Raw genomic sequence first — 26,416 nt, 5'->3', positions numbered from 1 at the left:
CACCCAAGCTATAAAACGTTAAATTTAATTTCCGATGAAAGAATTACAATTCAGAGAAGCCCTTAGAGAGGCCATGAGTGAAGAAATGCGAAGAGACGAATCCGTATATCTCATGGGAGAAGAAGTTGCAGAGTATAACGGTGCGTATAAAGTAAGTCAAGGCATGCTTGATGAGTTTGGAGCTAAAAGAGTAATTGACACTCCTATTGCTGAACTCGGCTTTGCTGGCATTGGTGTTGGGTCTGCAATGAACGGACTTCGCCCTATCGTTGAGTTTATGACCTTCAACTTCTCTTTGGTGGCTATCGATCAGGTTATCAATGGTGCTGCCAAGATGATGTCTATGTCAGGTGGTCAATTCAATGTCCCTATCGTGTTTAGAGGACCAACTGGAAACGCTGGTATGCTTAGCTCTCAGCATTCTCAAAACTTCGAAAACTGGTACGCAAACTGCCCAGGTTTGAAAGTAGTTATACCTTCTAATCCCGCAGATGCTAAGGGACTATTAAAATCTTCGATAAGAGACAACGACCCAGTCATATTCATGGAGTCTGAATTAATGTATGGTGACAAGGGTCAAGTTCCTGAAGGGGAATACTTAACTCCTATTGGCGTAGCTGAAGTGGTTAAACAAGGTACTGATGTTACCATTGTATCATTTGGTAAATTCATGAAAGTGGCTCATGCTTCGGCTGAAGAACTTGCCAAAGAAGGAATAAATGCTGAGGTTATTGACTTGAAAACAGTAAGACCTATCGATTATGATACGATCATTGAGTCTGTAAAGAAAACTAATCGATTAGTAATTGTAGAAGAAGCGTGGCCACTAGCTTCATTGTCTTCAGAGATTAGCCACATTGTACAAAAAAGAGCTTTTGATCACTTGGATGCTCCTGTACACAGAATCACCAATAGAGATGTGCCGCTTCCTTACGCACCTACATTAATTGAAGAAATCCTTCCTAATGTAGAAAGAACTGTGAAGGCTGTAAAAGAAATCATGTACGTGCAGCAATAACTATTGCTGCACTTCTTTGATTAACTTCTTTAGTATGTCTGTAGCGGCGTCAGAAATTTTGGTACCAGGACCAAAAACACCTGAAACTCCGGCTTCATATAAAAAATCGTAATCTTTAGGAGGTATTACACCTCCTGCGATTACCATTATATCTTCTCTTTCAAGTCTTTTTAATTCTGCTATCAACGCTGGCACAAGTGTTTTATGACCAGCAGCTAAACTCGACGCTCCAATGATGTGTACATCATTTTCAGTGGCTTGTTTGGCTACCTCTTCCGGTGTTTGAAACAGTGGTCCAATGTCTACGTCAAATCCCAAATCCGCGAAACTTGTAGCTATCACCTTAGCTCCGCGATCGTGACCATCTTGCCCCATTTTGGCTACCATGATTCTTGGCCTTCGGCCGTCCAGTTCTTCAAATTGACCCACCAGGTCTAAGACCTTTTTTATTTCTTGATTGTCTTTCACTTCTTTTGCAAATACACCTGAAACGGCAGAAGTTTTCGGAACATGCCTTCCGAATGCTTTTTCCATGGCGAACGAAATTTCTCCTAAAGTAGCTCGCGCCCTGGCCGCTTTCACAGACAAGTCTAACAAGTTTCCTTCCCCAGTTTCTGCGCTTTTGGTAAGATCTTCCAATGCCCGATCTACAGCAGATTGATCTCTTTCCGCCTTGAGTTTATTTAATCTTTGGATCTGAGACTTCCTTACAGCTTCATTATCCACCTCAAGTAACTCAATATCCGTTTCTTCTTCAGTAAGATATTTATTTACGCCAACAATGATTTCCTGCTTGGTATCAATTCTTGCTTGTTTTCTAGCAGCTGCCTCCTCTATCTTCAATTTAGGCATTCCGGTCTCAATGGCTTTGGCCATCCCTCCCATCTCTTCAATTTCATTGATCGTATCCCAAGCCTTTCTAGCCAGTTGATCTGTCAAATATTCCACATAATAGGAACCCGCCCAAGGATCTACAACCTTAGTAATATCCGTTTCTTCTTGAAGATAAATTTGAGTGTTACGGGCAATTCTTGCTGAAAAGTCTGTGGGCAGCGCAATGGCCTCATCCAAGGCATTAGTATGCAGTGATTGTGTATGACCAAAGGCTGCTGCCATCGCCTCAATACAAGTTCTTGCAATATTATTATATGGGTCCTGGGCTGTCAAACTCCACCCTGAGGTCTGACTATGCGTCCGAAGTGCCATCGACTTTGGATTTTTAGGATTGAAGGTCTTCACCATTTTTGCCCATAAGATTCGAGCTGCACGCATTTTAGCAATTTCCATGAAATGATTCATGCCTATAGCCCAAAAGAAGGATAACCTTGGTGCCAATACGTCTACATCAATACCAGCTTCCACTCCAGTCCTCAAGTATTCCAAACCATCCGCTAGTGTAAAAGCCAACTCCAAATCAGCTGTAGCCCCTGCCTCTTGCATATGGTATCCACTAATACTGATAGAATTGAATTTAGGCATATACTCAGAAGTATATTTGAATATATCTGAGATGATTCGCATAGAGGGTTTTGGTGGATATACAAAGGTATTTCTCACCATAAACTCCTTTAGGATATCATTTTGAATGGTCCCACTCAATTTTGATTTGTCTACGCCTTGCTCCTCAGCTGCCACAATGTAAAAAGCCATAATAGGGAGTACAGCTCCATTCATGGTCATAGATACCGACATTTGATCCAAAGGAATTTGATCAAACAAAATTTCCATATCTAAAATGGAATCAACTGCAACACCAGCCTTCCCCACATCTCCAGTCACACGTTCGTGATCAGAATCATATCCTCGATGTGTAGCCAAATCAAATGCTATGGACAGTCCTTTTTGTCCTGAGGCTAAATTTCTCCTGTAGAAGGCATTAGATTCTTCTGCGGTAGAGAAACCAGCATATTGTCTAATTGTCCATGGTCTGGAAGCATACATGGCCGAATAAGGCCCTCTTAAGAACGGTGGTAAACCGGCTGAAAAACCTAAATGCTTGGCCTCTGTATTGTCATCGGGAGTATAGATTTCCTTTACAGAAATATCCTCAGGAGTCATGAACGGCTCAGTACTTTTTGATTTTGTTTTTGTATCCCAATCTAATTGGTCAAAACTAAGCGCTGAAAAATCTGGTTTGATCATGACGATGATAAGTTTTTAGTGATGCCCATTTGATTCAATACGTCTAGTACTGTTTGTAATCGATTGGACTTAGCATTTACCCAATTTGAAATTATTGATGAAGTAGCCTCAATACTTTTGCCTGCGGCCCATACATGTTTTAACTTATCAATGCCATTTAATTTCTGTATTTCATCCTGTCTGTAATCCTCATCCGTTCCACAACAGACGACGATGCTGTAGTCGCTAACGTCCTCAAGATTTTCCATTTTGGTTACTCTAAACCCTGCCCAATTAAAGAAATTGGTCACAAATGTATAACGAGCATTTATCATTCTGGCATTAACACCCGCTGCCACTAAACAAACCGTAGGTCTGTTCTCTTCTCCTCTTTCAGACACAAAGTCTTCAACTATTTTCCTCACAGTTTCAAAGTCAGCAGCCAGTGATACTGATGCTACTGACTGTTCACCTCGTAAGACCTTCTCATCAGCATTACCGAAATCATTTACACCTACCACTTTACGTCTTCCAGAAGCGATCCTGTTTTTTTGAAATTCTAAATCTTTGTCAATTTCAGATTGAAATACCTCTTCTTTGATTGCAGAACTAAAACCGCCTTTACATTCTATATTTTGAAATTTTCTCCATGACTCTTTAGCTATTTTTTTTGATAGGTCTTCCATGTAATAAGATCCTGCTGCCGGGTCCATGGTCTTAGACATATAAGATTCGTCTTTCAGCAAATTGGAAATGTTTCTGGCAATTCTATCAGATGATGTCAAAGAGTGTCTAGGATCAATACTTAAATAATCAACCCCGCCCAAAACTGCCGACATCGCCTCAGATGTACACCTCAAAAAGTTCGTATTAGAATCTAAAACGGATTTTGTAAATGGAGACGTAGAAGCATGTATTGGAATATTTATATCCTCTTCACCGTATTGCTTTAGCATCTGCGCCAGCAACATTTTCATTACCCTCACCTTGGTGAGCTCTAAAAAGTAACTTGATCCAATGTTTGTACTTACAAAAAGCCTACTCACTATCTTATCCAGGGAATGTCCTTGATCCATCAAATAATTGATGTAGAATACACTCTGAGAAAGCATAAAAGACAACTCGGCAGTAACTCCTCCTCCACTTCTTTGAATAAGACCACAGTCAATATTGATGACTCTATGTCCACGGGTACTTGCAGTGAGTAAACCCTCAATTAGTGCCACATGTTTTTGGCTTATTGTCGTTTCCACCTCTTTCAAGGATTGAAACAGCAGCACTTCACCCTCTCCTTCGGCAGGGTGATGATCTTGCCACCAAACCATAAACTTCCGATAATCTTCCAAACTAGAAGTCTGTAAAGCGAGAGTACAATACTCAGGAGACACTTTATTCAGCAGCTTCTCCAAATCATTAATTTGAGAACTTTCAAAAGTCAACCCGTCAGCGCCATTCATTAATGCATCCAGTACCTTGTCATTCGTTGCATCGATTCCGATCGGTTGAAGGTATTTCCAATCCAGGCTATTCTTTAAAGGAATGTGTAGTTTGTCCTCCGCGTCTTCTTTGTTGTAGTAAGCGGAAAGAGACAATGCTCTTTCGCATTTCCAATTAGAAATACGCTGTGCAGTATCAGCACCAAGATCTTGAATGAGTTTGTCGGTCCACTCCTTTTTTGAAGCTTTATCAAACTCGTCAAAATTGTATTCTTTTATCATAATTTTTGGGTAGAAATCGCAATTTAAGGCGTTAAGGACGAAGAAGGAAAATTTGAGAATTAATTATTGAAAATCCTGCTAACAAGCTCCTGAGGCCAATAAAACCACATTTTTAAAAAATTGCATTTTTCGAAGAAAATTCAAAAAAAAGAAGGGACTATAGATAATAGAACAATTTTCCAAAAAGTCAATACACAATTGATTTTTTTGTTAATTATTTTTTCTTCAAATTTGATGTCCGCTTTAGAGAGAGATGTTGAAAATAATCAGTTTTTAACCACCAACAATTTTAAACGAATGCATCTAAAAATATGGGATAAGTGCTTGGAGTTCATTGGGTCAAAAATACCCGAACAAAGCTTTAAAACTTGGTTTGAACCCATTATTCCCATAAAATTCACCCATCCTGTACTTACTATTCAGGTTCCTTCACAATTCTTTTACGAATGGCTTGAAGACAATTACGTACAAGTACTTAAAGCAGCAATTCAAGCAGAAATTGGCGAGGAAGGGAAATTAGAATATTCAGTAATTGTAGATAAGGGAAATTCGTCAAATCAGCCGTACACCGTCAATTTGGCCCAAAAAAACGGAATTTCTAAATTTGGACAAATCAAGGGGGACCAAAATCAGCGTTTCGCGAGTCCTTTTGCCCTTCAAGCAGTAGATGGCTGTTACCAAAAATCCAACCTAAATCCAGAAAACACATTCGAAACCTATATTGAAGGCGATTGTAACCGCTTAGCAAGATCAGCTGGTTTTGCTGTAGCTACGAAACCTGGTGTCACCTCATTTAATCCGTTGATGATTTATGGCGGCGTTGGACTTGGTAAAACCCATTTGGTTCAAGCCATCGGAAATAAAATTAAGGAGGAGTCTCCAGAAAACTTTGTTCTGTATGTAGCTTCTGAAAAATTTGCCAATCAATTCATTGAGGCTTTAAAGAACAACAACCTTCAGGATTTCACTAATTACTATCTTAACGTGGATACGTTGATTATTGATGATGTGCAGTTCTTCAAGGATAAAGTAAAGACACAGGAAATCTTCTTCCATATCTTTAACCACTTGCACCAAAACGGTAAGCAAATCGTCATGTCTAGTGACAGACCTCCTACCGAATTGCAAGGCTTACAAGAAAGATTGGTTTCAAGATTCAAATGGGGATTAACTGCAGACTTGCAAAATCCTGATTTTGAAACGAGACTAGCGATCATCCAGAAGAAACTTCAAGATGATGGATTGATCATTGATGATAAAGTACTCGAATATTTGGCGTATAGTGTAGACACAAACATCAGAGAGTTAGAAGGTGTACTGATCTCATTAGTAGCACACTCTTCGCTCAACAAAACTGATATTGATCTGGAGCTAGCCAAGCAGACACTCAAGTCTATTGTTAAAAATATTGAGTCAGAAGTTGGGATTGATTATATCCAGAAGACAGTTTCTGAATACTTCAACGTATCGTCTGACGACCTTAAAGCTAAGACTCGAAAAAAGGAAATAGTAATTGCCAGACAATTGGCCATGTACTTCTCAAAGGACTACACCAATCATTCACTTAAGAGTATTGGAAGTCACTTTGGAGGACGAGATCATAGTACTGTAATTCACGCGCTACAGTCTGTCAACGATATGCTCGACACTGATGCACGATTCAGGTCATCGTTCTCAGAGTTGAAAAAGAAATTTAAAATGAAAGCCATATAGGCTTTCATTTTTTTATTCTCCTCACTCCTACTTTCTAGAATAGAAACGGATAGTAAACTTTTCTACCTGAAGTGGTAATTCCTGAAACGATCACCTTACCCCTGATTTTGTTCAAAATATTTTCTAACTCCTGAGGAGATTCTATGTTGCTGTGATTGATCTCAGTAATGATAAACCCTTCTGGAATATCCAGCTTTCTAAAGAATCCATTACCTACTTCCACCACCCTAATTCCAGACTTAACTCCTAGCAAGTCCCTTTCAGCTTTTGATATTGCTTCGAATGATGCCTGCATGGATTGAGACTTATAAATGTCTCTCTGGAGCACTTCTGCCGTTCCTTCACGATTCGTAAATTCTAAAGTTTTCTCGATATTCCTATTTCCTCGTTTTAATGTCAGCTGAATCAAATCACCCGGATACTTGTAACCAATCATTTCTTCCAGTTGTGCTTTGTCATACAGTGGCTCACCGTTGACCGCCACAATCACATCTCCTTTTTCCAAATCCGCTTTATCTGCTGCCCATCCTTTTTGCACATGTGTAATAATGACACCATTCATAGTATTGATGTTCAATTCCTCGGCCAGTTCATTGTCGATATCCGCGAATTCAGCACCAAAAAATGCTTTCTGTACTTCGCCATACTGTACAATATCATTAAACACTTTCTTCACGATATCTACAGGCACTGCGAATCCATAACCGGCATAAGAACCAGTCATGGATAAAATAGCTGTATTGATTCCAATCAACTCGCCATTTCTATTCACCAAAGCTCCTCCGCTATTTCCGGGATTAATAGCGGCATCAGTCTGAATAAACGATTCTATAGGGAATTTGTCCTTAAGTATGTGGATGTTTCGTCCCTTAGCAGAAACAATGCCTGCCGTCACTGTTGAGGTCAAATTGAAGGGGTTGCCTACGGCCAATACCCATTCCCCTACCTTAACCTCACTAGAATTTCCTACTGCTATGGCAGGAAAGTCCTTTACATCAATCTTAATTACAGCCAGGTCTGTGGATGGATCTGTACCTACAATATGACCTTTGTAACTTCTTTTCTTATGAACCACTTCGATCTCATCTGCATCTTCGATCACATGGTTGTTGGTCACGATATATCCATCTTCTGAAAAAATCACTCCAGAACCTGTACTGATTCGTTGTGAAGTCCTGGGCTCAAAAAACCAGTCCATCCAGTGGCCCGTCCGGTAATTGATTACACTCAAATTTTTAATAAACACTACACTGTTTGTTGAATGCTCCGATGCATCTACAAAATCTTCAACTGGTAGCAGGTTTGAATGAGCTGCAGAGTTATTTGATATGAAATTGGACCTTTCCTGCGAACTTGATAAGCTTTGCACTTTGTTTGATTCCTGCCTCAACCCAGAGAATTCTGAATACTCCAGAGTAAACCAAACACCCATTCCTGCTGACAAAAATGCCACTAAACCTGTTTTGAAATATTTCGACATGTTCATTAAAACGTTTTTCCAATTGAAAAATACGAAGTAATGAGTGAGAAGTTGAAAAGGAGTGTGTTAAAGATTGTTAAGCCTATTTGCTCTTTAACCAATCGAATGCTTCTTCAACATCCTGAAAGAACTTATTGTGTGAAGCCTCCGGTATCTTGATAGTGTTTTGAATATCATCCACTGAAAATTTAGCAAATACATCCAATGGTGAAACAGTTGCAGAATATTCAATACCCACTTTGATCATCTCTTTGGTGAAATCTCCAGCTATGTATTTCTGTGATTCTTCGTCGAGCACCTCGATCTCACGTGCGTCGTAAAGCACCTTTCTTGCGCCTTCAAATGTGACCGCATCAATGATGCGTTGTGCCACCGCCTTAATTTCATCAAACGTACAAAACCCTATCCAACGACTCGTTAGGATTTTATTGATTGGACTCCAAAACACCTGTACGTAAGGTTTATTGAGATAAACCTTAGAATCCTTAGGTATTTCAATGGATGCGTTCATTTTCTTTTGGGGTCAACTACTAGTTCCTAACAAAGTTAAAATCATTTTGAAAAAAAAATATCATATTCAATTGACATTTTTCCAACTAAAAATGCTTCCAACCCTGCGCTTGTAGCGACACCGTGTTGTTGTTCTTGGTTACCATTTTCAAGCCATTGGCTTTTTTGTCTACATAACCTATAGTAGCAATATCAGGATGGTTCTTGATTTTTTCAAAATCATTTTGTCCAATGGTAAATAACAATTCGTAATCCTCCCCTCCATTCAACGCACAGGTCATCGGATCCATGTTGAATTCCACGGCTGTGTCATAAGCCATCTTAGCAATTGGAAGTTTGTCTTCGTAAATGGTTACCCCTACTTCAGAGTTCTTGGCAATGTGAAACAATTCAGAAGCCAGTCCATCTGATATATCAATCATAGAGGTGGGAACCAAGCCTAGATCACCTAACTCATGAATCACATCCATTCTAGCAGAAGGTTTCAACTGCCGCTTGACGATATAATCGTATTTTTCAAGATCTGGCTGCATCTCTGGGTTTTCCTTGAATACCGCCTTTTCTCTTTCTAATATTTGAAGACCCAGGAATGCTCCCCCTAAATCACCTGTTACACAGATGATGTCATTTTCTTCGGCGTTTTTACGGTACACCACCTTATCCTTCGACACCTCACCTATCACAGAAACAGATATCACCAAACCTGTGGGAGACGAAGTAGTATCTCCGCCTACTAAATCAACCTTATAATCCTCACAGGCAAATTGAATGCCCTTGTACAATTCCTCAACTGCTTCTACAGAGAACCGATTGCTCAATCCCAAACTCACAGTAATCTGTTTTGGAATTCCATTCATAGCTGCAATGTCAGAAACATTCACTGCCACGGCTTTATATCCCAAATGCTGCAAGGGCATGTAGGACAAATCGAAATGTACCCCTTCCAGCAGCATATCCGTAGAGATGAGTTGCAACAAGCCTCCTGAGCCAAAAACAGCTGCATCATCTCCAATGCCTTTTAGGGTAGAACTGTTTTTATTATTAAACTTCGAACTGATTTGATCAATCAATCCAAACTCACCTATTTCGCCTATTTCTGTTCTTTTTTCCGACATTATCCTTTTATTTCCTGACACAGTTCAACTAGTACACCATTGCTCGACTTGGGGTGAAGGAAACAAACCAATTTATTATCAGCTCCCTTCTTAGGTTCCTTATTTATCAATTGAAAACCCTCTTCTTCCAATCGCTTCATCTCGGCATAAATATCCTCCACTTCAAAAGCCAAATGATGGATGCCTTCACCTTTCTTCTCAATAAACTTAGCGATGGCACTATCCTCTTCGGTAGCTTCCAGCAATTCAACTTTGGATTCACCCACCTGAAAAAATGATGTGGAGACATTTTCTGAATCTACTGTCTCTACTTTATAGCTCGGCTGACCAAAAATTTGTTCGAAAAGTTGATCCGAATCCTTCAGGTTCTTCACTGCGATACCAATGTGTTCTAGTTTCATTTTTGGAGATTAATTATTCAAAACGATTCTAAATAAATCGTTAGATTTGCAAAAAAAGTGAAACTTTTCTGTACAACGAAGGGTTTTCTACTTTTAAAAGTTAGACATTCAAATAGGTATTCAAAATACCCTTAGATATAAGAAAATATGTTGACCGTATCCGAAAAAGCGCAAAACAGAATAATAGAATTAAAGAAGGCAGAAGGCCACACCGATCAGCACAACCTTAGGGTTTCTGTAAAAGGTGGCGGTTGCTCTGGATTGATGTATGATCTGTCCTTCGATGATCAGATCACTGACAAAGACGATGTATTTGAAGGCGCCAATGGCGTGAAAGTGATTGTAGACAAGAAAAGCCTTTTCTATCTGCTAGACACTACGCTAGACTTCTCCGATGGCCTGAATGGCAAAGGTTTCCAATTCGTAAATCCCAATGCCACCAGAACTTGTGGCTGCGGCGAGAGTTTCGCTGTTTAGCCTTTAGTTCAACCAAAATATTTGAAAGCCGAGGGTTTAATTCTCGGCTTCTTTGTTTCAGTTCATTTGCTGTTCTAAGTGTTCCGAAGGGTCACTTAGAATATTTCATCAAATCAAGTCTCCAGACTTGATTCTTGATTTGCTCTTTCAAGTCTCGCTTCGCTAAGACTTAAAAGAGCTGGGTGTGAATAAATACGATCGAGTAGAACCGAACTCACCTCATTTCTGCTGTTTTCACGAGATCGTTGCAACCATAATCTAATCTATACTGTTTTTGTTCGCCACTACTCACAACCGTCATATTTAAGGTACCTTGTTTTTTCACAATTCGATCTCCAACATTCAATTCAAAAAATATGCCTGAACGCTCTATTAAGAATAAATCACTCCTAACAATTCCCTCCCCTTCATTATACTCAACAATTCTATGCAAATGACTACTTGAATCAACGTAAACATCTGACAATACAGCATCAAATTTTCTATCGATAATTTCTTCTGAAAATTCACACTTTTTCTCTCTGTGCGAATTCAAGCCACAACTTTCGAAAACAAAAATCAAAACAATCAATTTAAAATGTCAGCCTTTCATGCATGAGTGGTTTAAAACACAAATAACTTTATAGCTCCTTCATTTCTTAATCTCAGGAAAACTATCATTCCCAATCAAACCTGTAGATTCAAAACGATTGTCATCCGAGCGATTTTCTAAGTTCAATACGCCTCTAGGACATACCGCAGAGCAAACCCCGCAGCCTACACAGGAAGAACGGACAATATTTTCTCCCCGTTGCGCGTACCAGCGTACGTCGATGCCCATTTCACAATAAGTAGAGCAATTGCCACATGAAATGCACTGGCCGCCATTGGTGGTGATTCTGAAACGGGACTTGAACCGCTGCACCAATCCGAGGTAAGCCGCCAATGGACAGCCAAACCTACACCATACCCTATTTCCCATCAAAGGGTAAAAACCTGTACCTACCACACCTGCGAATCCGGCGCCAATCCATCCGCCATAAATTGATCGTAATTGATAAGAACTTACTCCAAGCAATTCACTCTCGCCGGTCCAATAGGTGTACAACACGCCGATAGTCATTACAATGGCGAAAACCAGCACCGCATGAATCGATAGACGTTCAAACTTCCAAGCCTTTAGCGATTTGTCAGACAACTGACGAAAAGGGTCCCCAGCGGTTTCGGCAAGACCTCCACAACCGCAAACCCAGGAACAATACCAGCGCTTGCCGAAGAAATACACCATCACAGGTACGCCAATCAGCGTGAGGCCAATACCCCAGCCTAGCATGAATAATCCAATACCACCATGATTAATGAGCGTATTTAACTCATTGTCAAAGAAGAAGTCATAATCTAATGGCCAGATGTTTTTGAAATCGAAATACGGTTGATTCAAACGAATCAATATTTCTGGTATCAGGAAGGCAAAGGCCAACTGAAAAAACATCACCGAAGTGGTCCGCCAAAGCTGGTATTTGCTGTGACGGTATTTGATCATCATACGTACACCCATTACTATAATGGCCAGCGTATAAATAAAGCCATAAAGAAAAAACCGTCCTGCATCCGATCCTTTGAGCCATTGACTCACCGGGTCGACCATCAGAATCCAAGAGGTCATGTATTCAGGATAGAAATACAACACGATATAAAAAAGAATCAAAAAGGTCCCAATTAGAATTCCAATCCAGCCAATGTTTTTCGCCTTACTATGAAATGTGCCATCATTTTTGATACCGGGAGGGCCAAGAATTTTCTTGTTGGGTAGAATGTAAAGTAAGGCACCCAAAATCATCAATGAGTAAATCAGCACAAATGAGAACTCCTTATTTTGCGATACCCACCCTTCAGATGAAGCTTTCGTGAAAGCATATTTTAAATCTTTGATTTCATATTCATTAAAGCCTTTTTGATTGATAACTCCATACTTAGCAATGTTGTCCTGAACTATCTTGAGTGAATTGCGCATTTCCTCTTCGCTGCTAAAATTCCGTCCATCTAGCCATCCACCATTGGACTGAAATGCCTCCCATTGATAGCCAGTCACGGCATCCTTTGTTCTAAAAGCTTGCTGAGCCTTATCCATGGTAAAAGCACCATCGGAATTGGCATCAACGATATCATCAATTCTCTGATCACTGATACCGAATCGCTCTAGCTGGAAAGAGTTAGCTTTATTGAACGCTTTATCTAAAGCTGAATTGAAGCTAAACGACTGGCTAAACGTCTGACCCAACTCATTTTTAGCAAACGACTTGAACAACTCAGATTTAGCATCATCGCTTATCTGCTCATCAATGATTTCTCCTGTCAGCTTGTAGTTTTCACTAACAAAAGAGCCCACAAACAAGGCAAAACCGACCAAAAAGGCAAGGAGCCCAATATTTTGAATCATTTTATAATTCATGTAAATAATCTTTTTAGTAAAGACAGTTTGGTATTTTGGACGGTCATAAAATCAAATTCTTGATTGAACTTTTCTCGAATACTGTATTCATAAGTTTTATAAAACTCAGGGTCAAAATTGGCTTGCTCCAGATGTCCCATCACAAAGTTGATTTTTCGCTTTTGGCCAATCCAGTCATCCCAGACCTCATGCCGCATTCTTATTCCTAATACATTAACACCTAAAACCGCCATAGTTTTTTCATCAAAAACTACTCTCAGTAGTTTCTTCTTGTCTTCAGACTGCCAAACAAACTGTTCTTGTCCGACTTCCAATTCAGGTTTTACCTGACCATAGGTTTGATATTCAATATTGAAAAACTTGGCAGAATTGAACCATATTCCTGGTTTGTAGGTCGTCTTCACTCCTGTGATAGTACGTGCCACCGTCTCTCCCATCATCCGACCCGTATACCAAACTTGCTCCACCGGACGACGTCCCTTTTGCGGATTTTGATGCTCAGCACAATCGCCAATAGCGTACACCTCAGGAATATTAGTTTCCAGATATTCATTGACGACAATCCCCCGGCCTATTTCTAGTTTGGTATCTTTCAGCCAGCTAACATTTGGAGAAACTCCTACCGTGAGACCCACGAATTGACATTCGATTTCTTCTCCATTTTTGGTGATCACAGAAACAACATTATTATTGTCATCAGTTTGAATCTGATCGAGCTCAGTTGCCAGTCGCAAATCAATATGATGTTCAATAATTTCTTGATTGATCATTTCAGCCTCTTCTTCAGGCAATACAATATCCCAGAAATTCTTCTCCCTGACCAAAAAAGTCACTCCCACTCCTTTGGAATGAAACATTTCGGCTAATTCAATCCCAATTAGCCCTCCGCCCACAATTATCGCATGTTTGGTAGATTTCGTTCGTTGCGTTATATACTCCAAATCTTGTTTGCTATACAATCCACTCACACCATTTGCGTCCTGACCAGGCCAACCAAACTTATTGGATGTTGAGCCGGTCGCAATTATCAACCGATCATATGTCAGTTGTTCTCCACTATCCAGTTCTATAGATTTTGAATCAAAATCAACACCTGTGACCCAAGCTTTAAGAAGATCAATTTTATTTTTCTTCCAAAACCAGTTCTCATATGGCTGTGTATGTTCAAACTCCATATGACCCATGTACACATACATGAGGGCAGTTCTAGAATAGAAATAGTCAGTTTCCCCTGAAATCACTGTTATTCGGCAATCAGCACGCTTTCTAATATGCCGCGCCGCGGTTATACCAGCGACGCCATTCCCAATTATAACAATGTGTGTGTTTTCTTGCATATAGCCTTGATAATGATCAGCACTACTTAATTCTCATCTAAAATACAACTATCAGAAAGAAAGTTCCCTCCATATAGGTAATTCCCCTAAGAGATAGTAGATACCCGTAATTTTCATATTTTTTCTAAGAATAGTTTTGTGTGTTGGTACAGCTTATTATCTTTGTATCACAATTTCGAAAGAAAGAAAAATATTTCGAATTGCTACATCTTTCTGGCACGATTATCGTATATTAAGGGTAGCATTCAATTACAACATTTAAGGTTGTTGAGGTAAGTTTAGGTTAGGTTGGTTTAGGGGTTGCACGTCAAAAGGCAGCCCCTTCCTTTTTTATAACCCTTTACTTTTCTAAATCAGAGCGGTCAAATCCGCAATCTCGCCTTCGTACTTTTTACAACTCACTCCAAATTTCTCAAGAAAGTCTATTCCCTCATCTGAGGTCAATCCTTTGTATTCCGCATAAGATTTTAGATAAACCACCTCTGAAATACCCATAGAAAAAATAATTCTTGCACAGGAAAGACAAGGAGAGAGTGTTACGTACAATTTAGAACCTTCCACTGAGGCATTATTCTTTACAGCATAAAGAATAGCATTTTGCTCAGCATGAATAGCCAGTGTACAACTTCCTTTAGAATCTCTATCACAACCTGTTTCAGGAAATTCTTCGTCGCAGTTGTGCGTATGAGCTGGAGGCCCATTGTATCCTATGGATATAATCCTTGTTTCTTTTACCAGCACAGCTCCTACATGCCTTTTGATACAATGTGAACGTTTGGCCAGGTTTACAGCCAATTCCATGTAGATATCATCAAAATCAGGTCTCTTCATAGTTCTAAATCTTAGGCAAGCAATTTACCGAATACCTTAATTCTCCTACACAGTTTTTCCAATAATTAAGTTCATCATTCAATTACTTATAATTGTATAACACTAAACCCAAGAATAAATGAAAATTAGCGCTCTAATTTTAACTCCTATCTTATTTCTCAGCTATTGCACTTCCCCTCAACCAGAAAAAAGAAATCAGGGTACGTTGAGCAAAAATGCAATGGTCGTCTCCGCCCACATCCTTGCTTCAGAGGCCGGTAAGGAAGTCATGAAAACTGGTGGTAATGCTTTTGATGCAGCTGTAGCGACACATTTCGTACTGGCAGTAGTTTATCCTCAGGCCGGTAATATCGGCGGTGGTGGCTTTGCAGTCTTTCGGCTAAGCAATGGGGAAAATGGCTCTCTTGATTTTAGAGAAAAAGCACCTATGGCCTCCAGTGAAAACATGTACTTGGATGAAAACGGCGAGGTCATCAAGGATAGCAGCCTGGTCGGTCATCTTGCAGTGGGTGTACCTGGATCTGTAGATGGCTTGTACAAATTACATCAAAAATACGGCAAACTTTCTTGGTCCACTCTGATACAGCCTGCTATTGATTTGGCAAAAAATGGTCATGCTATTAATCAAACATTGGCAGAAGAACTCAACCATTTTAAGACAATTTTTCTTGACATCAATCAAAGAAATATTCCGTATACTAAAAGTGAAATTTGGAAAAAGGGAGATACTCTAACCATCAATGATTTGGCAAAAACTCTCACCGCAATTCAAGATAAAGGAAGGGATGGATTTTACGCTGGATGGGTAGCGGAAAAGCTTATTGAGGAAAGCAAAAAAGGCAACGGCTTGATTGGGATAGATGATCTAAATAATTACGAATCCAAGTGGCGCAAACCACTCATCGGCAATTATAAAAACAGACAGATTATCACCATGGCTCCGCCCTCAGCTGGTGGCGTAACCCTCCTCCAAATGCTTCAAGGATCAGCGCAATTTGACCTAGAAAAATCCGGTCACAATACAGCATCAACCATACACAAAATGATCGAGATTGAAAGACGAGGATATGCCGATCGTGCCACCTATTTGGGCGACCCAGATTTCGTAGATATCCCATTGACCAAATTGCTAAGTTCGTCTTACAACAAACGAAAATTTTCAGACATCAATCCATCCAAAGCCACACCATCCAATCTGATAAAGGAAGGTCAGGTGGACGTAATCGAAAGCATGGAAACGACGCATTTTTCTATCCTTGACAAGGAAGGAAATGCGGTGGCCATTACTACTACTTTAAACAGTTATTTTGGCTCCAAAGTGCTCGTAGAGGGAGCAGGTTTTTTTCTTAATAATGAGATGGATGATTTCAGTATGAAACCAGGTGTTCCCAATCAATTTGGATTGATCAGTACCGAAGTAAATTCGATCGCACCGGAGAAGAGAATGTTGAGTTCCATGACACCAACCATTGTCGAAAAAAATGGCAGAGCCGAAATGATTTTAGGCACACCTGGAGGCTCCACAATTATCACTTCAGTATATCAAACAATACTCAATGTTGTTGACCACCATATGACCATGCAGGAAGCGGTAGATGCGTCAAAATTTCACAGTCAGTGGTTACCAGATAAAGTCTATTTTGAAGAAGGAAAATTTAATCAACTTGTACTGGATTCATTAAAACAATTTGGACATCACATTGAATTCAGACGTGCACTTGGCAAACTCGAATGCATATTGATCTATGATGATGGCACCATTGAAGGAGCACCTGATATTACCAGAAATGAAAGTGCGGCAGCAGGCTATTAAGATCTAATTCATTCAATGATTTAGATCAAGCTGTAATAAACCAACTATTCCCATTCAGTAAAACTATCAATACTTTATAATGAAACCTATCATTTAAATAAAAGCATTTAAACACCTGATTAATAAAATATTAAATATCATTCATAGATTTTGTCTATTAGCTTTCAAGTACACATTTTACTCTTTCATTTATTCTATTTTTAGCGAACAAATCGGGAATTATATTTAATTTGGCCCTTAGAATTTATGCTTAATACAATATGGCCACAGATAAAATCGAACTCCCTTTAGATCTCTCCTACCTTTATGAGATCAGTGATCATGACCGAGAATTCATTTATGAAATGATTATGACAATTGTAAAGAATACACCAGAAATGTTAAGTGATATAGAACGTGAAGGGAAAGCAGAAAATTGGGAGCAAGTGGGTCGACTTATGCATAAACTCAAACCTTCCCTATTACTACTAAATATAGATAATCTATCTGCTCATATCAGAGAGCTTGAAGGCAACGCGAAGGCACCAAGAAATATGGAGTTGATACCAAAACAAATCGCAGAGCTACGTGAACTCTGCGATATCATTTTGAAAGAATTAAATGACCTGATCAAGTCAGATCAATTCTAGAATCTTACTCCCATTCAATGGTTGCAGGTGGCTTCGAACTGATGTCATAAACCACTCGATTTACACCCTTTACTTTATTGATTATTTGATTGGAAATATCTGCCAAAAAATCGTAAGGCAAATGACACCAATCGGCCGTCATGCCATCCACACTTGAGACGGCTCTTAGCGCCACCACTCGCTCGTAGGTTCTCTCGTCTCCCATCACTCCTACAGACTGAATTGGAAGCAGCATCGCACCCGCTTGCCACACATCATCATAGTGACCTTTGTCCTTCAATCCATTGATGAAAATATGATCTACTTCTTGTAAGATTTGAACCTTCTCCGCAGTGATATCCCCAAGTATTCTGATCCCTAAACCAGGTCCTGGAAATGGGTGACGACCTAATATTTTTTCATCAATATCCAGCGATCTCCCTACTCTTCTTACTTCATCTTTGAAGAGTGTATTGAGTGGCTCTACCACCTTCAAATTCATTTTGGCCGGAAGGCCTCCAACATTGTGGTGAGACTTGATAGTGACCGACGGTCCATTGACGGAAACTGATTCAATGACATCCGGATAAATGGTGCCTTGACCCAACCATTTTACGTTCTTTATTTTCTTGGCCTCGGCATCAAATACTTCGATAAACACGCGGCCAATTGCCTTACGTTTTTCTTCTGGATCGGTCAAACCTTCTAGTGCTTTATAGAACTCTTTCGAAGCATTTACTCCCTTTACATTTAACCCCATACCTTCGTAAGATTTTAGCACATCGCTAAACTCATTTTTTCGAAGAAGTCCATTATCTACAAAAATGCAATGTAGGTTTTTTCCAATCGCATGATGGATAAGCATCGCCGCTACCGACGAGTCCACCCCACCGGATAAACCAAGTACGACCTGATCATCTCCTAGCTGATCTTTTAGCTCTGATACCGTAGCATCTACAAAAATATCTGGTGTCCAATCCTGGCTACACTTACAGATATGTACTACAAAATTTCTAAGTATAATTTTTCCTTGCGTAGAGTGTGTCACTTCAGGATGAAACTGAATACACCAAACCGGATGGGTAGTACTGTGAAAAGCTGCCACTTCCACTTGAGGCGTACTTGCTATAATTTCAAAATGGTCTGGAATACTTTTGATGGTATCACTATGCGACATCCATACTTGTGAATCAATGTTCACTTCTTTTAGCAGCTCGTTAGTGGTATCTACTTTGGATAGATTCGCTCTGCCATATTCGCGAATTTTAGAAGGAGTGATTTCTCCCCCTGATTTATGTGCAATCAATTGAGCACCATAACAAACACCTAAAATCGGTACTTCACCAATTAGAGCACCTAAATTGAGATCTGGATGATCTTCTTGTCTTACCGAACAAGGACTTCCAGAAAGGATCAAACCTTTGACTGAATCATCTAATTCTGGTATCTTACTAAAAGGGTGAATTTCACAATAAACATTCAGCTCTCTGACGCGACGTGCGATCAATTGTGTGTATTGAGAACCGAAATCGAGGATGATAATCTTTTCTGCCATGCGCAAAATTAACACAGCCTTTCTGACCTGCAAGTGGTCTGAGGAATTAAGTTTAGATTTATTTCAGACTTTGTGAAGAGTCGAACAAAACAGCCTCTAAAAGCGCTGTAGAGCGTATTTAAGATAGAGATTTACAGCAGGTATGGTTTTGTCAAATGTTCGACCGTACCCAGGAATCGTGTACACATCTAAAGGCTCCTGTTTATCATACTTATCCATAATACGCAATCGCAAATGAAACCCAGCATAAAGTCCCTTCCAGAGCTTTGTCTCAGAACTCATCACTACTTCAAACCACTGAGCGGAAAGGTTGTCCCGAACGAAAGGCTGCAGTAAATTATCATATAAACCAGAGGCGCTCGTAATATTCAGTGTGCCTTTATCCTTGAAGCCAGCTCTCGCATATCTAGCGGAAAAGTATAAATTGTTCTTAGCTTTAAAGTCAATTTTATACCCAAGTCCGATTCTATAATAGTTTCCTTCAGACGTGTATTCTGTATTTTGGTAGGCACCATGGGGCGTTAAGGTCGAAAAGCCATACTCTCCTATCACGACAATTCGATCCTTGAACTCCAATTGACCTCCAAATTCAAACTTTGATTCTGTTTTTAAGAATTGAGCTGCCAATTTTCCATAATCCACCGAAACAGCTATAGAAGAGAGAAAAGGTTTAGATAGAACTTCGTCGACTTTTTCATCTACCACCTGTAGTGAGTCTTGTCCCTTACTTTGAAATGAGACAATTGCCAATACGAACAATAAACATCTAAAATTCGACATAAATAGTTGTTTGTGAAGCTTCGCAGCCATTACATGACAAATACGGGTTATTGAAATCCGTGCCTAATATTTCAATATCAGAGGCACTAATGATTACCTTATTTTTTTCATCAGCTGCCGTAGCTCGGCTATATCTAATCATTAGATTATAAACACTATCCGCTATGGCAATATCTAAGTCCACGTCATCAGCTTGCATATCCAATGGCAGTTTCCATACTGTACTGCTGTCTTCATAAGCGATACGTTGTCCATTTTTATTATTGGTGATGGATGACACCTTTACAGAACCTGAATTAATAGTTGATGCCGTACTCAGCCAGCTAGCGTATGCAACATTTACTGCTGAATCTTCTTTTTCGATAACAGAAAGGTTCAGATTAAGTAATACTATATTCTCTGCAACTGTTGCACTATCCTCCTTTAAATCACCTCCATTGGCAATTGAATCTGTTAATGTAATCAGACTATCCACTAATAAATCCGCACTATCTCCGAGCGTCATAATGATAGAATCATAAATTCCTAATTCCTCATCTAAAGAATCGGTGATGAAGTTAACAACATCCAAACTGTCTTTATTGAGAAAGAATATACCTACCGTTGGATCGCTTACCGTTGGATCCACTTTTTCTTCACATGCCCAAATCGCAGCAAATACCCCAATATAAAGGATGAGCAACCTCATGATCTTAGGATTTCCAAACGAGCTCTTTCTCTCCATCACGCAAATCTAAACGATAACAGATATTTTAAATGCATTAAATTTCACTTCTTATACTTAAAAATGAACTCGTGTTCACTTCTTGTACACCTAACTTTTTTCTAACCAGCCAGCTCAAATCATAAATTTGCTAAAAACAATTCAAAAATCTATGACACCTCTAAAACCACTTAAACTTACCATCTTCTTGACCCTCGCTCTTTTTGCCTGTAATCCAGCAAAAAAGGCACCTGATTTTCAGGCTCCTCTGTTTGACCGGCTTGGTAACAACCACTTTAAGATTACTACAGCTAATGAATGGAGTCAAAAATTTTTCGACCAAGGATTGACATTAACCTATGGCCTCAACCATGCCGAAGCCATGCGTTCTTTTAAAGAAGCCGCTCGACTGGATGAAGAATGCGCCATGTGTTATTGGGGAATGGCCTACGTTCTGGGCCCCAATATCAACGCTGCCATGGATTCATCTTTGGTAGTAGAAGCCAATGGATACATCGATCAGGCCAAACAATATCTAGACAAGTTGACCCCGCTTGAAAAACAATTGATTGAATCGATAGACCTCAGATACCCTAAAGACAAAACACAAACACTTGCAGTTTGTTATAAGTCATTTGCCGATGCGATGAGAATTACTTATAACAATTTCAAAGAAAATGATGATGTGGCCACTTTATGTGCAGAAGCACTTATGGACTTACATCCCTGGGATTATTGGAATACGGAGACTGGTGAACCTCAGGCGTGGACTGGCGAAATACTAGATATGCTGGAAGCAACTCTAGCATCCAATCCAAAACATCCAGGAGCCAACCATTATTATATCCATGCCACCGAAGCCTCCAGGAATCCAGGGCGAGCGATTGAAGCAGCTAATACTTTAACTGATTTGGTTCCTGCTGCTGGTCATCTGGTCCACATGCCAGCTCATATTTACATCAGAACAGGCAACTACCATGAAGGCAGTGTAGCTGGAGAATTATCAGTGATCGCTGACAGCCTTTATATCACTAATTGCAAAGCTCAAGGCATATATCCTCTAGCATACTACCCTCACAACTATCATTTCTTAGCTGCTACAGCTACACTAGAAGGCAGAGGTCGTCTCGCCATAGAATCCGCCTTTAAAGTAGCACAAAATGCGGATGCACAACTCATGTATCAGCCAGAATGGGCTACGCTCCAACATTATTTCATCATTCCTTATTACATATTGGTCAAGTTTGGTCAATGGGATAAAATACTGGAATTGTCAAAACCAGATTTATTATATCCAAAAGCCATTTGGCATTATGCGCGAGGGATGGCCTTCCTTGGAACCAATCAAATTGAACAAGCTCAAAACGAATTGAAGTCACTCCAAAGAATTAATGGCAAAGAAGAACTCCAGCAAATTTCTATATGGGAATTAAATACGGTAGATCATTTGGTCCGAATTGCTGCCTTGATTCTGGAAGCCGAATTAAATAATAAGCAGGGCAACTTCGAAGATGCGATTTCTAAGCTCAGTCAAGCCGTAGCCATTGAGGATCAGCTAAACTATAACGAGCCACCAGATTGGTTTTTTTCAGTGAGACATATCCTCGGTGCCATTTATTTAGAGAATGGTGCACATGAATTGGCTGAAAAAACCTATTTGGAAGATTTGTCTATCTACCCAAGGAATGGATGGGCGCTCAAAGGATTGCTTTTGAGTCAAGTGGCACAAGGCAAAACTGAGGATGCAGATTTAACTTCTGACAAACTAACAGAGGCCTGGAAGCATGCAGATTTCGAATTACCTTCATCAAGAATTCTCCATCACTCTATTCCTGTTTTTGATGGGTTGGAAATCAAAACATTGACCGAACAACTCACCAACGTACCGGAACTACCAGTATGCGGAACTAAGACAAGGTCATAAAATGTTCTGAAATATACATGCTCAAATATTGAAAATCGCTTTGAGCGTGTATATTGCATTATGGTCAAAAATGGATTTTTGGTAGGAATATGTTGGCTCTCCATGTATTTCTCTGGGCAAGCCCAAAACATGGTACTCAATCCTGGTTTTGAAGAAAACTGGGACTGTCCATTCACCATGAATCAACTCAAATTCACCAAATCATGGTTTCCGTTTGGAACCGCAGACCCATCTCCCGACTTCTTTCATAGTTGCAATACAAAAAATATCATGGGTGTCCCCACAAATGTCTTTGGAGAGCAAGAAGCACATAGCGGAGAAGCCTATATTGGGGTTATTTCCTACTTAACATCCAAAAGCGGACGTGGCTGGCGCGTACCCGAAAATCATCGTGAATTTGCTATGGTCCAACTGACCAAACCACTTGTTGCAGGCCATCAGTATTATGCAGAAATGTGGGTTAACCTGGCTGACAATTGCGAATTCGCCATCAACAGTCTTGGTATGTATTTCACCAGAGATATGCCTAATTTCGACTGGCAGATTATGAATTTCAATCACTATAAGCCTCAGGTGTCTAATCCAAAAGATCGAATATTAGAAGACCATGAAAATTGGACTAAAATCTCCGGAACATTTACTGCCAAAGGAGATGAGTTGGCTTTATCTATCGGGACTTTTGCACCGGATTCCGCCTTGAAAACAAAGAAGACAAAACGTAAATTTTCTCACATTCGAGATAAAAGAACACCTAAGCACCTACAGCCCCAAATCTCCTACTATTTAATTGATGATGTATTGGTAAGGCCAGTGGATCCCAATGAGTCGATTTACCCAGATCCAGCTATTACAAAAGTAGAACCAGAAGACGAATATTTTGGTCCGGCTGAAATAGGCAAGAAATTTACTTTACAAAATATCTATTTTGAATTTGACAAGGCCACCCTTTTAAGGACCTCCTATTTGGAACTGAATAAACTACTGGCCTACCTGGAAAAACATAGACGGGTGAAAATTGAGATAGAAGGACACACTGACAATGTTGGTTCCAGAGAGTACAATCAAAAACTATCAGAGGCCAGAGCCAAAGCCGTAGTAGAATATTTAGTCGCCAAAGGGCTCAACGAATTCAGATTGGAATACAAAGGCTACGGCAGTAGTCAGCCCATTGTACCCAATGACACCCCTCAAAACCAAGCCCTAAATAGAAGGGTCGAGTTTGTTATTCTAGAAAACTAAAAAGTAACGACCAGTTTGCCCATCTGATCACCAGCATGCATTTCGTCAAAAGCTGAGATAACTTGATCAAAGGCTCTCACTGAGGAAATGATTGGTTTGATGTTGTTCTCAGAAACAAATTTCACCATTTCTCTAAATTCTTTATCCGACCCCATAGTACTGCCATGAATGCTAGCTTGACTCCAAAACAATCTAAACATATCTAAATTTTTTGGTGCTCCGGTAGTTGAACCATAATGTACCAATCTACCTCCAGGTTTGATCAACCTTAAGTAATCATTCATGCTATTGCCTCCGGCACTATCGATAATTACATCAAAACCTCCCGTAGTTTTTAATGCATATTTAGACCAGCTGTCTTCTTTATAATTGAAACCGCCGACTGCACCTTTTTCAACAACTTGAGCTAGCTTGTCTTTACTTCCAGATGTCACATACACTTCTGCTCCAACTGACTGGGCAAATTGAAAAGCAAACTGTGCCACTCCTCCTCCTATACCTGAAATCAGTACTTTTTGTCCCTCGCTTACCTGTCCTTTTGTGAATGTTGCCCGAAAAGCAGTTAATCCTCCCAGTGGTAAGGCTGCAGCCTCAGTGAAATTCAAATGCATAGGTTTTTCACTCAAGCGATCTGTACTAACCACCACATATTCAGCAAAGGTGCCGTTTGTTGGCATACCAAGTATGTGATAGTCAGCAGACTGTGCTGCTTCATTATTTCCCCAGTTGATATTGGGATTGATAATTACTCCTTTATTTAACCAACTACTATCAACACCCTCTCCAATTTCCGCAACAACACCAGCGCCATCAGAGCCCAAAACTGTGTCGTATTGAATGTTTGGATACATGCCAATCCTACACCATTGATCCCGATGATTTAAGGCTGCAGCTTTCACTTGAATGAGTACCTCTCCTTTCTTTGGTGAAGGTTTTTCAATTTCACGGATAGCAATTTTATCCTGACTTTCGTCAACTAGTATTAAGGCTTTCATGTTGTTTTGGGTTGTTTAAAATGGTGCATCACCAGAAGGAGATTCTTCTCCTTCATTGGCTTTTGACGGGAATGTCATTGTATTGGGTGAACTATCAAATTCAGCTGGGATACCAGCCGATGGGAAGCCTCCACCGCTGTAGTCACCTCCCATGATTGACCCATCCAAATCGGCAAACTTGGTAAACCGTCCGATAAACTTAAGTTTAACATTTTCCAAAGAGCCATTTCTGTGCTTGGCAATGATCACTTCACCAGTCCCTGCCGTTGGCAAACCATCTTCATCTTCAGTAATATCATAGTACTCCGGACGATAAAGGAACATTACCATATCGGCATCCTGCTCAATTGACCCCGATTCCCTCAAATCCGAAAGTTGAGGTCGCTTGTCTCCTCCCCTAGTCTCCACGGCTCTACTCAACTGAGACAGTGCAATCACTGGAACGTTCAACTCTTTAGCAATTCCTTTCAGGGCCCTTGAAATCGAAGCGATCTCTTGTTCCCTATTTCCAGCGCCGCCACCTGACTTTGACGAATCACCAGACATCAGCTGCAAGTAATCAATGATAATCATTTTGATATCATGCTGAGCTTTCAATCTTCGACATTTAGCTCTTAATTCGAGAATACTCAAACCTGGAGTGTCATCAATGAATATGGGCGCCTCAGTCAATCTAGCTGTCTTATGAACCAATTGCTCCCACTCATGATCAGCCAAGTTTCCTTTTTTAATCTTGTCACTCTCTAGTTCAGCTTCTGCTGAAATCAATCGATTGACCAACTGAATAGACGACATCTCTAGAGAGAAAATTGCCACAGCTTCTCCAAACTCTACAGCAGCATTTCTCATGGCAGACACTACAAATGCCGTTTTTCCCATTGCGGGACGAGCAGCGATAATTACTAAATCGGATGCTTGCCATCCAGCAGTCACACGATCAAGTTCAGTAAATCCACTTGGAACTCCAGTCAGTCCATCCTTATGCTCTTTTCGAGCTTCGATCTCCATAATAGCCTCATGCATCAATTGCTGCATGCCGGCATAGTTCTTTTTAATGTTGGATTCAGATATTTCAAATAGTGCTTGCTCCGTTCTGTCAAGCAATTCAAACACATCTTCAGTATCCTCGAAGGCATCCTCCTGAATTTTTGCTGAAATACGGATTAAATCTCGTTTTATCGCCTGCTCAGTAATGATACGAGCATGATACTCAATATTGGCAGCAGAGTTCACCCTAGTGGTAAGGTTAGCGATATGATACGCCCCTCCTGCGATCTCTAATGTTCCGTTTTTCCGTAATTGAGCAGTGACAGTCATAATGTCTACTGGCTCTGACTTATTAAATAGCTGAACAATCGCCTCATAAATTTTGGCGTGACGGTCATCATAAAAACTTTGAGGTTTTAGAATGTCAATGACCGTAGTCAATGCATCCTTTTCCAGCATTAATGCACCCAGTACGGTCTCTTCGATATCAACGGCCTGCGGCTGCATTTTACCCAGCGGCACCAAAGCAGTCTTGGATGGGCTCTTCCTACCACCTATTTTATTTTTGACATTTCCTTGATCGGGAGAATCTATATTGGCCATAATTTTAATAAAGAAAAACCTAGAATTACATCTATTTCAAATTCGAAAACAAACATA

22 protein-coding genes are annotated in these 26,416 nt (G+C 40.0%); 7 read left to right on the top strand and 15 right to left on the bottom strand.

The features are described 5' to 3' along the window. Positions 1 to 34 precede the first annotated feature (34 nt). Positions 35 to 1,018: a pyruvate dehydrogenase complex E1 component subunit beta gene (locus ACOQO5_RS08015; RefSeq protein WP_420581169.1), complete on the top strand. Its 984-nt coding sequence runs from the start codon at positions 35 to 37 to the stop codon at positions 1,016 to 1,018. Here ACOQO5_RS08015 and scpA read toward each other — a convergent pair whose 3' ends face one another. Continuing rightward, positions 1,019 to 3,160, bottom strand: a complete 2,142-nt coding sequence (scpA, locus tag ACOQO5_RS08010) for a methylmalonyl-CoA mutase (protein ID WP_420581168.1) — start codon at positions 3,158 to 3,160, stop codon at positions 1,019 to 1,021. Next, entirely contained in the window at positions 3,157 to 4,857 is a 1,701-nt protein-coding gene (locus tag ACOQO5_RS08005) for a methylmalonyl-CoA mutase family protein (protein ID WP_420581167.1), read from the bottom strand. Before ACOQO5_RS08005 ends, scpA begins: the two co-directional genes overlap by 4 nt. A 297-nt stretch (positions 4,858 to 5,154) precedes the next feature. Here ACOQO5_RS08005 and dnaA point away from each other — a divergent pair, with 297 nt between their 5' ends. Next, on the top strand, positions 5,155 to 6,570 hold the full coding sequence (gene dnaA / locus ACOQO5_RS08000; RefSeq protein WP_420581166.1) for a chromosomal replication initiator protein DnaA: 1,416 nt from the start codon (positions 5,155 to 5,157) through the stop codon (positions 6,568 to 6,570). 34 nt (positions 6,571 to 6,604) lie between these two features. Here dnaA and ACOQO5_RS07995 read toward each other — a convergent pair whose 3' ends face one another. From ACOQO5_RS07995 to mce, 4 genes are all read right to left on the bottom strand, one after another. Continuing rightward, positions 6,605 to 8,050: a S1C family serine protease gene (locus tag ACOQO5_RS07995; protein WP_420581165.1), complete on the bottom strand. Its 1,446-nt coding sequence runs from the start codon at positions 8,048 to 8,050 to the stop codon at positions 6,605 to 6,607. 82 nt (positions 8,051 to 8,132) lie between these two features. Continuing rightward, positions 8,133 to 8,561 carry a hypothetical protein gene (locus tag ACOQO5_RS07990; RefSeq protein WP_420581164.1) on the bottom strand — a complete coding sequence of 143 codons (429 nt, stop codon included), beginning with the start codon at positions 8,559 to 8,561 and terminating at the stop codon, positions 8,133 to 8,135. 85 nt (positions 8,562 to 8,646) lie between these two features. Continuing rightward, on the bottom strand, positions 8,647 to 9,675 hold the full coding sequence (gene thiL, locus ACOQO5_RS07985) for a thiamine-phosphate kinase (protein WP_420581163.1): 1,029 nt from the start codon (positions 9,673 to 9,675) through the stop codon (positions 8,647 to 8,649). Beyond that, positions 9,675 to 10,076: a methylmalonyl-CoA epimerase gene (mce, locus tag ACOQO5_RS07980; protein ID WP_420581162.1), complete on the bottom strand. Its 402-nt coding sequence runs from the start codon at positions 10,074 to 10,076 to the stop codon at positions 9,675 to 9,677. Before mce ends, thiL begins: the two co-directional genes overlap by 1 nt. 147 nt (positions 10,077 to 10,223) lie before the next feature. Here mce and ACOQO5_RS07975 point away from each other — a divergent pair, with 147 nt between their 5' ends. Next, positions 10,224 to 10,553 (top strand): HesB/IscA family protein, encoded by a 330-nt coding sequence (locus ACOQO5_RS07975; protein WP_420581161.1) that lies wholly within the window; start codon positions 10,224 to 10,226, stop codon positions 10,551 to 10,553. A gap of 214 nt (positions 10,554 to 10,767) precedes the next feature. Here the strand turns inward: ACOQO5_RS07975 and ACOQO5_RS07970 are convergent, their stop codons facing one another. From ACOQO5_RS07970 to ACOQO5_RS07955, 4 genes are all read right to left on the bottom strand, one after another. Further along, positions 10,768 to 11,088 (bottom strand): hypothetical protein, encoded by a 321-nt coding sequence (locus tag ACOQO5_RS07970; RefSeq protein WP_420581160.1) that lies wholly within the window; start codon positions 11,086 to 11,088, stop codon positions 10,768 to 10,770. Between the two features lie 96 nt (positions 11,089 to 11,184). After that, entirely contained in the window at positions 11,185 to 12,984 is a 1,800-nt protein-coding gene (locus ACOQO5_RS07965; protein WP_420581159.1) for a 4Fe-4S binding protein, read from the bottom strand. Next, positions 12,981 to 14,321 (bottom strand): NAD(P)/FAD-dependent oxidoreductase, encoded by a 1,341-nt coding sequence (locus tag ACOQO5_RS07960; protein ID WP_420581158.1) that lies wholly within the window; start codon positions 14,319 to 14,321, stop codon positions 12,981 to 12,983. Before ACOQO5_RS07960 ends, ACOQO5_RS07965 begins: the two co-directional genes overlap by 4 nt. A 348-nt stretch (positions 14,322 to 14,669) precedes the next feature. Further along, the gene (locus ACOQO5_RS07955) at positions 14,670 to 15,152 is read right to left on the bottom strand and encodes a dCMP deaminase family protein (protein WP_348434621.1); all 483 of its coding nucleotides are present in this window, start codon (positions 15,150 to 15,152) and stop codon (positions 14,670 to 14,672) included. Between the two features lie 118 nt (positions 15,153 to 15,270). On the opposite strand from ACOQO5_RS07955, the gene ggt reads away from it, so the two are divergent. Together ggt and ACOQO5_RS07945 are read left to right on the top strand one after the other, a co-directional pair. After that, positions 15,271 to 16,965, top strand: a complete 1,695-nt coding sequence (ggt, locus tag ACOQO5_RS07950) for a gamma-glutamyltransferase (RefSeq protein WP_420581157.1) — start codon at positions 15,271 to 15,273, stop codon at positions 16,963 to 16,965. 260 nt (positions 16,966 to 17,225) lie between these two features. Continuing rightward, the gene (locus ACOQO5_RS07945) at positions 17,226 to 17,594 is read left to right on the top strand and encodes an Hpt domain-containing protein (RefSeq protein WP_420581156.1); all 369 of its coding nucleotides are present in this window, start codon (positions 17,226 to 17,228) and stop codon (positions 17,592 to 17,594) included. A 4-nt stretch (positions 17,595 to 17,598) separates the two neighbouring features. Here ACOQO5_RS07945 and guaA read toward each other — a convergent pair whose 3' ends face one another. The 3 genes from guaA to ACOQO5_RS07930 all read right to left on the bottom strand — a co-directional run bounded on the left by guaA (position 17,599) and on the right by ACOQO5_RS07930 (position 20,632). Next, complete coding sequence (gene guaA / locus ACOQO5_RS07940) at positions 17,599 to 19,128, bottom strand: glutamine-hydrolyzing GMP synthase (RefSeq protein ID WP_420581155.1); 1,530 nt, start codon at positions 19,126 to 19,128, stop codon at positions 17,599 to 17,601. Between the two features lie 96 nt (positions 19,129 to 19,224). Then, positions 19,225 to 19,908 (bottom strand): DUF6048 family protein, encoded by a 684-nt coding sequence (locus ACOQO5_RS07935; RefSeq protein WP_420581154.1) that lies wholly within the window; start codon positions 19,906 to 19,908, stop codon positions 19,225 to 19,227. Next, entirely contained in the window at positions 19,895 to 20,632 is a 738-nt protein-coding gene (locus ACOQO5_RS07930) for a hypothetical protein (protein WP_420581153.1), read from the bottom strand. The genes ACOQO5_RS07935 and ACOQO5_RS07930 overlap by 14 nt, the downstream gene beginning before the upstream one ends. A 151-nt stretch (positions 20,633 to 20,783) precedes the next feature. On the opposite strand from ACOQO5_RS07930, the gene ACOQO5_RS07925 reads away from it, so the two are divergent. Both ACOQO5_RS07925 and ACOQO5_RS07920 read left to right on the top strand, forming a co-directional pair. Further along, positions 20,784 to 22,535 carry a tetratricopeptide repeat protein gene (locus ACOQO5_RS07925; protein ID WP_420581152.1) on the top strand — a complete coding sequence of 584 codons (1,752 nt, stop codon included), beginning with the start codon at positions 20,784 to 20,786 and terminating at the stop codon, positions 22,533 to 22,535. 78 nt (positions 22,536 to 22,613) lie between these two features. Continuing rightward, positions 22,614 to 23,774, top strand: a complete 1,161-nt coding sequence (locus ACOQO5_RS07920; protein WP_420581151.1) for an OmpA family protein — start codon at positions 22,614 to 22,616, stop codon at positions 23,772 to 23,774. On the opposite strand, the gene ACOQO5_RS07915 is transcribed toward ACOQO5_RS07920, so the two are convergent. Then, positions 23,771 to 24,769, bottom strand: coding sequence for a zinc-binding dehydrogenase (locus ACOQO5_RS07915; RefSeq protein WP_420581150.1), 999 nt, complete (start codon positions 24,767 to 24,769; stop codon positions 23,771 to 23,773). The two genes, ACOQO5_RS07920 and ACOQO5_RS07915, sit on opposite strands and share 4 nt — an antisense overlap. A gap of 15 nt (positions 24,770 to 24,784) precedes the next feature. Next, positions 24,785 to 26,359, bottom strand: coding sequence for a replicative DNA helicase (gene dnaB, locus ACOQO5_RS07910; RefSeq protein ID WP_420581149.1), 1,575 nt, complete (start codon positions 26,357 to 26,359; stop codon positions 24,785 to 24,787). Between the last annotated feature and the right edge of the window lie 57 nt (positions 26,360 to 26,416).

Source organism: Reichenbachiella sp., from assembly GCF_965223055.1.
In the GTDB taxonomy this organism is placed as follows: domain Bacteria; phylum Bacteroidota; class Bacteroidia; order Cytophagales; family Cyclobacteriaceae; genus Reichenbachiella.
Note: the sequence above shows the minus strand (reverse complement) of the source record. Positions and strands in the feature narration are given on the sequence as shown.

Excerpts from the sequence above, each read along its gene's own strand:
- ACOQO5_RS08015 (WP_420581169.1), top strand. The coding sequence starts at position 35 with ATGAAAGAATTACAATTCAGAGAAGCCCTTAGAGAGGCCATGAGTGAA.
- scpA (WP_420581168.1), bottom strand. The coding sequence starts at position 3,160 with ATGATCAAACCAGATTTTTCAGCGCTTAGTTTTGACCAATTAGATTGG.
- ACOQO5_RS08005 (WP_420581167.1), bottom strand. The coding sequence starts at position 4,857 with ATGATAAAAGAATACAATTTTGACGAGTTTGATAAAGCTTCAAAAAAG.
- dnaA (WP_420581166.1), top strand. The coding sequence starts at position 5,155 with ATGCATCTAAAAATATGGGATAAGTGCTTGGAGTTCATTGGGTCAAAA.
- ACOQO5_RS07995 (WP_420581165.1), bottom strand. The coding sequence starts at position 8,050 with ATGTCGAAATATTTCAAAACAGGTTTAGTGGCATTTTTGTCAGCAGGA.
- ACOQO5_RS07990 (WP_420581164.1), bottom strand. The coding sequence starts at position 8,561 with ATGAACGCATCCATTGAAATACCTAAGGATTCTAAGGTTTATCTCAAT.
- thiL (WP_420581163.1), bottom strand. The coding sequence starts at position 9,675 with ATGTCGGAAAAAAGAACAGAAATAGGCGAAATAGGTGAGTTTGGATTG.
- mce (WP_420581162.1), bottom strand. The coding sequence starts at position 10,076 with ATGAAACTAGAACACATTGGTATCGCAGTGAAGAACCTGAAGGATTCG.
- ACOQO5_RS07975 (WP_420581161.1), top strand. The coding sequence starts at position 10,224 with ATGTTGACCGTATCCGAAAAAGCGCAAAACAGAATAATAGAATTAAAG.
- ACOQO5_RS07965 (WP_420581159.1), bottom strand. The coding sequence starts at position 12,984 with ATGAATTATAAAATGATTCAAAATATTGGGCTCCTTGCCTTTTTGGTC.
- ACOQO5_RS07960 (WP_420581158.1), bottom strand. The coding sequence starts at position 14,321 with ATGCAAGAAAACACACACATTGTTATAATTGGGAATGGCGTCGCTGGT.
- ACOQO5_RS07955 (WP_348434621.1), bottom strand. The coding sequence starts at position 15,152 with ATGAAGAGACCTGATTTTGATGATATCTACATGGAATTGGCTGTAAAC.
- ggt (WP_420581157.1), top strand. The coding sequence starts at position 15,271 with ATGAAAATTAGCGCTCTAATTTTAACTCCTATCTTATTTCTCAGCTAT.
- ACOQO5_RS07945 (WP_420581156.1), top strand. The coding sequence starts at position 17,226 with ATGGCCACAGATAAAATCGAACTCCCTTTAGATCTCTCCTACCTTTAT.
- guaA (WP_420581155.1), bottom strand. The coding sequence starts at position 19,128 with ATGGCAGAAAAGATTATCATCCTCGATTTCGGTTCTCAATACACACAA.
- ACOQO5_RS07935 (WP_420581154.1), bottom strand. The coding sequence starts at position 19,908 with ATGTCGAATTTTAGATGTTTATTGTTCGTATTGGCAATTGTCTCATTT.
- ACOQO5_RS07930 (WP_420581153.1), bottom strand. The coding sequence starts at position 20,632 with ATGGAGAGAAAGAGCTCGTTTGGAAATCCTAAGATCATGAGGTTGCTC.
- ACOQO5_RS07925 (WP_420581152.1), top strand. The coding sequence starts at position 20,784 with ATGACACCTCTAAAACCACTTAAACTTACCATCTTCTTGACCCTCGCT.
- ACOQO5_RS07915 (WP_420581150.1), bottom strand. The coding sequence starts at position 24,769 with ATGAAAGCCTTAATACTAGTTGACGAAAGTCAGGATAAAATTGCTATC.
- dnaB (WP_420581149.1), bottom strand. The coding sequence starts at position 26,359 with ATGGCCAATATAGATTCTCCCGATCAAGGAAATGTCAAAAATAAAATA.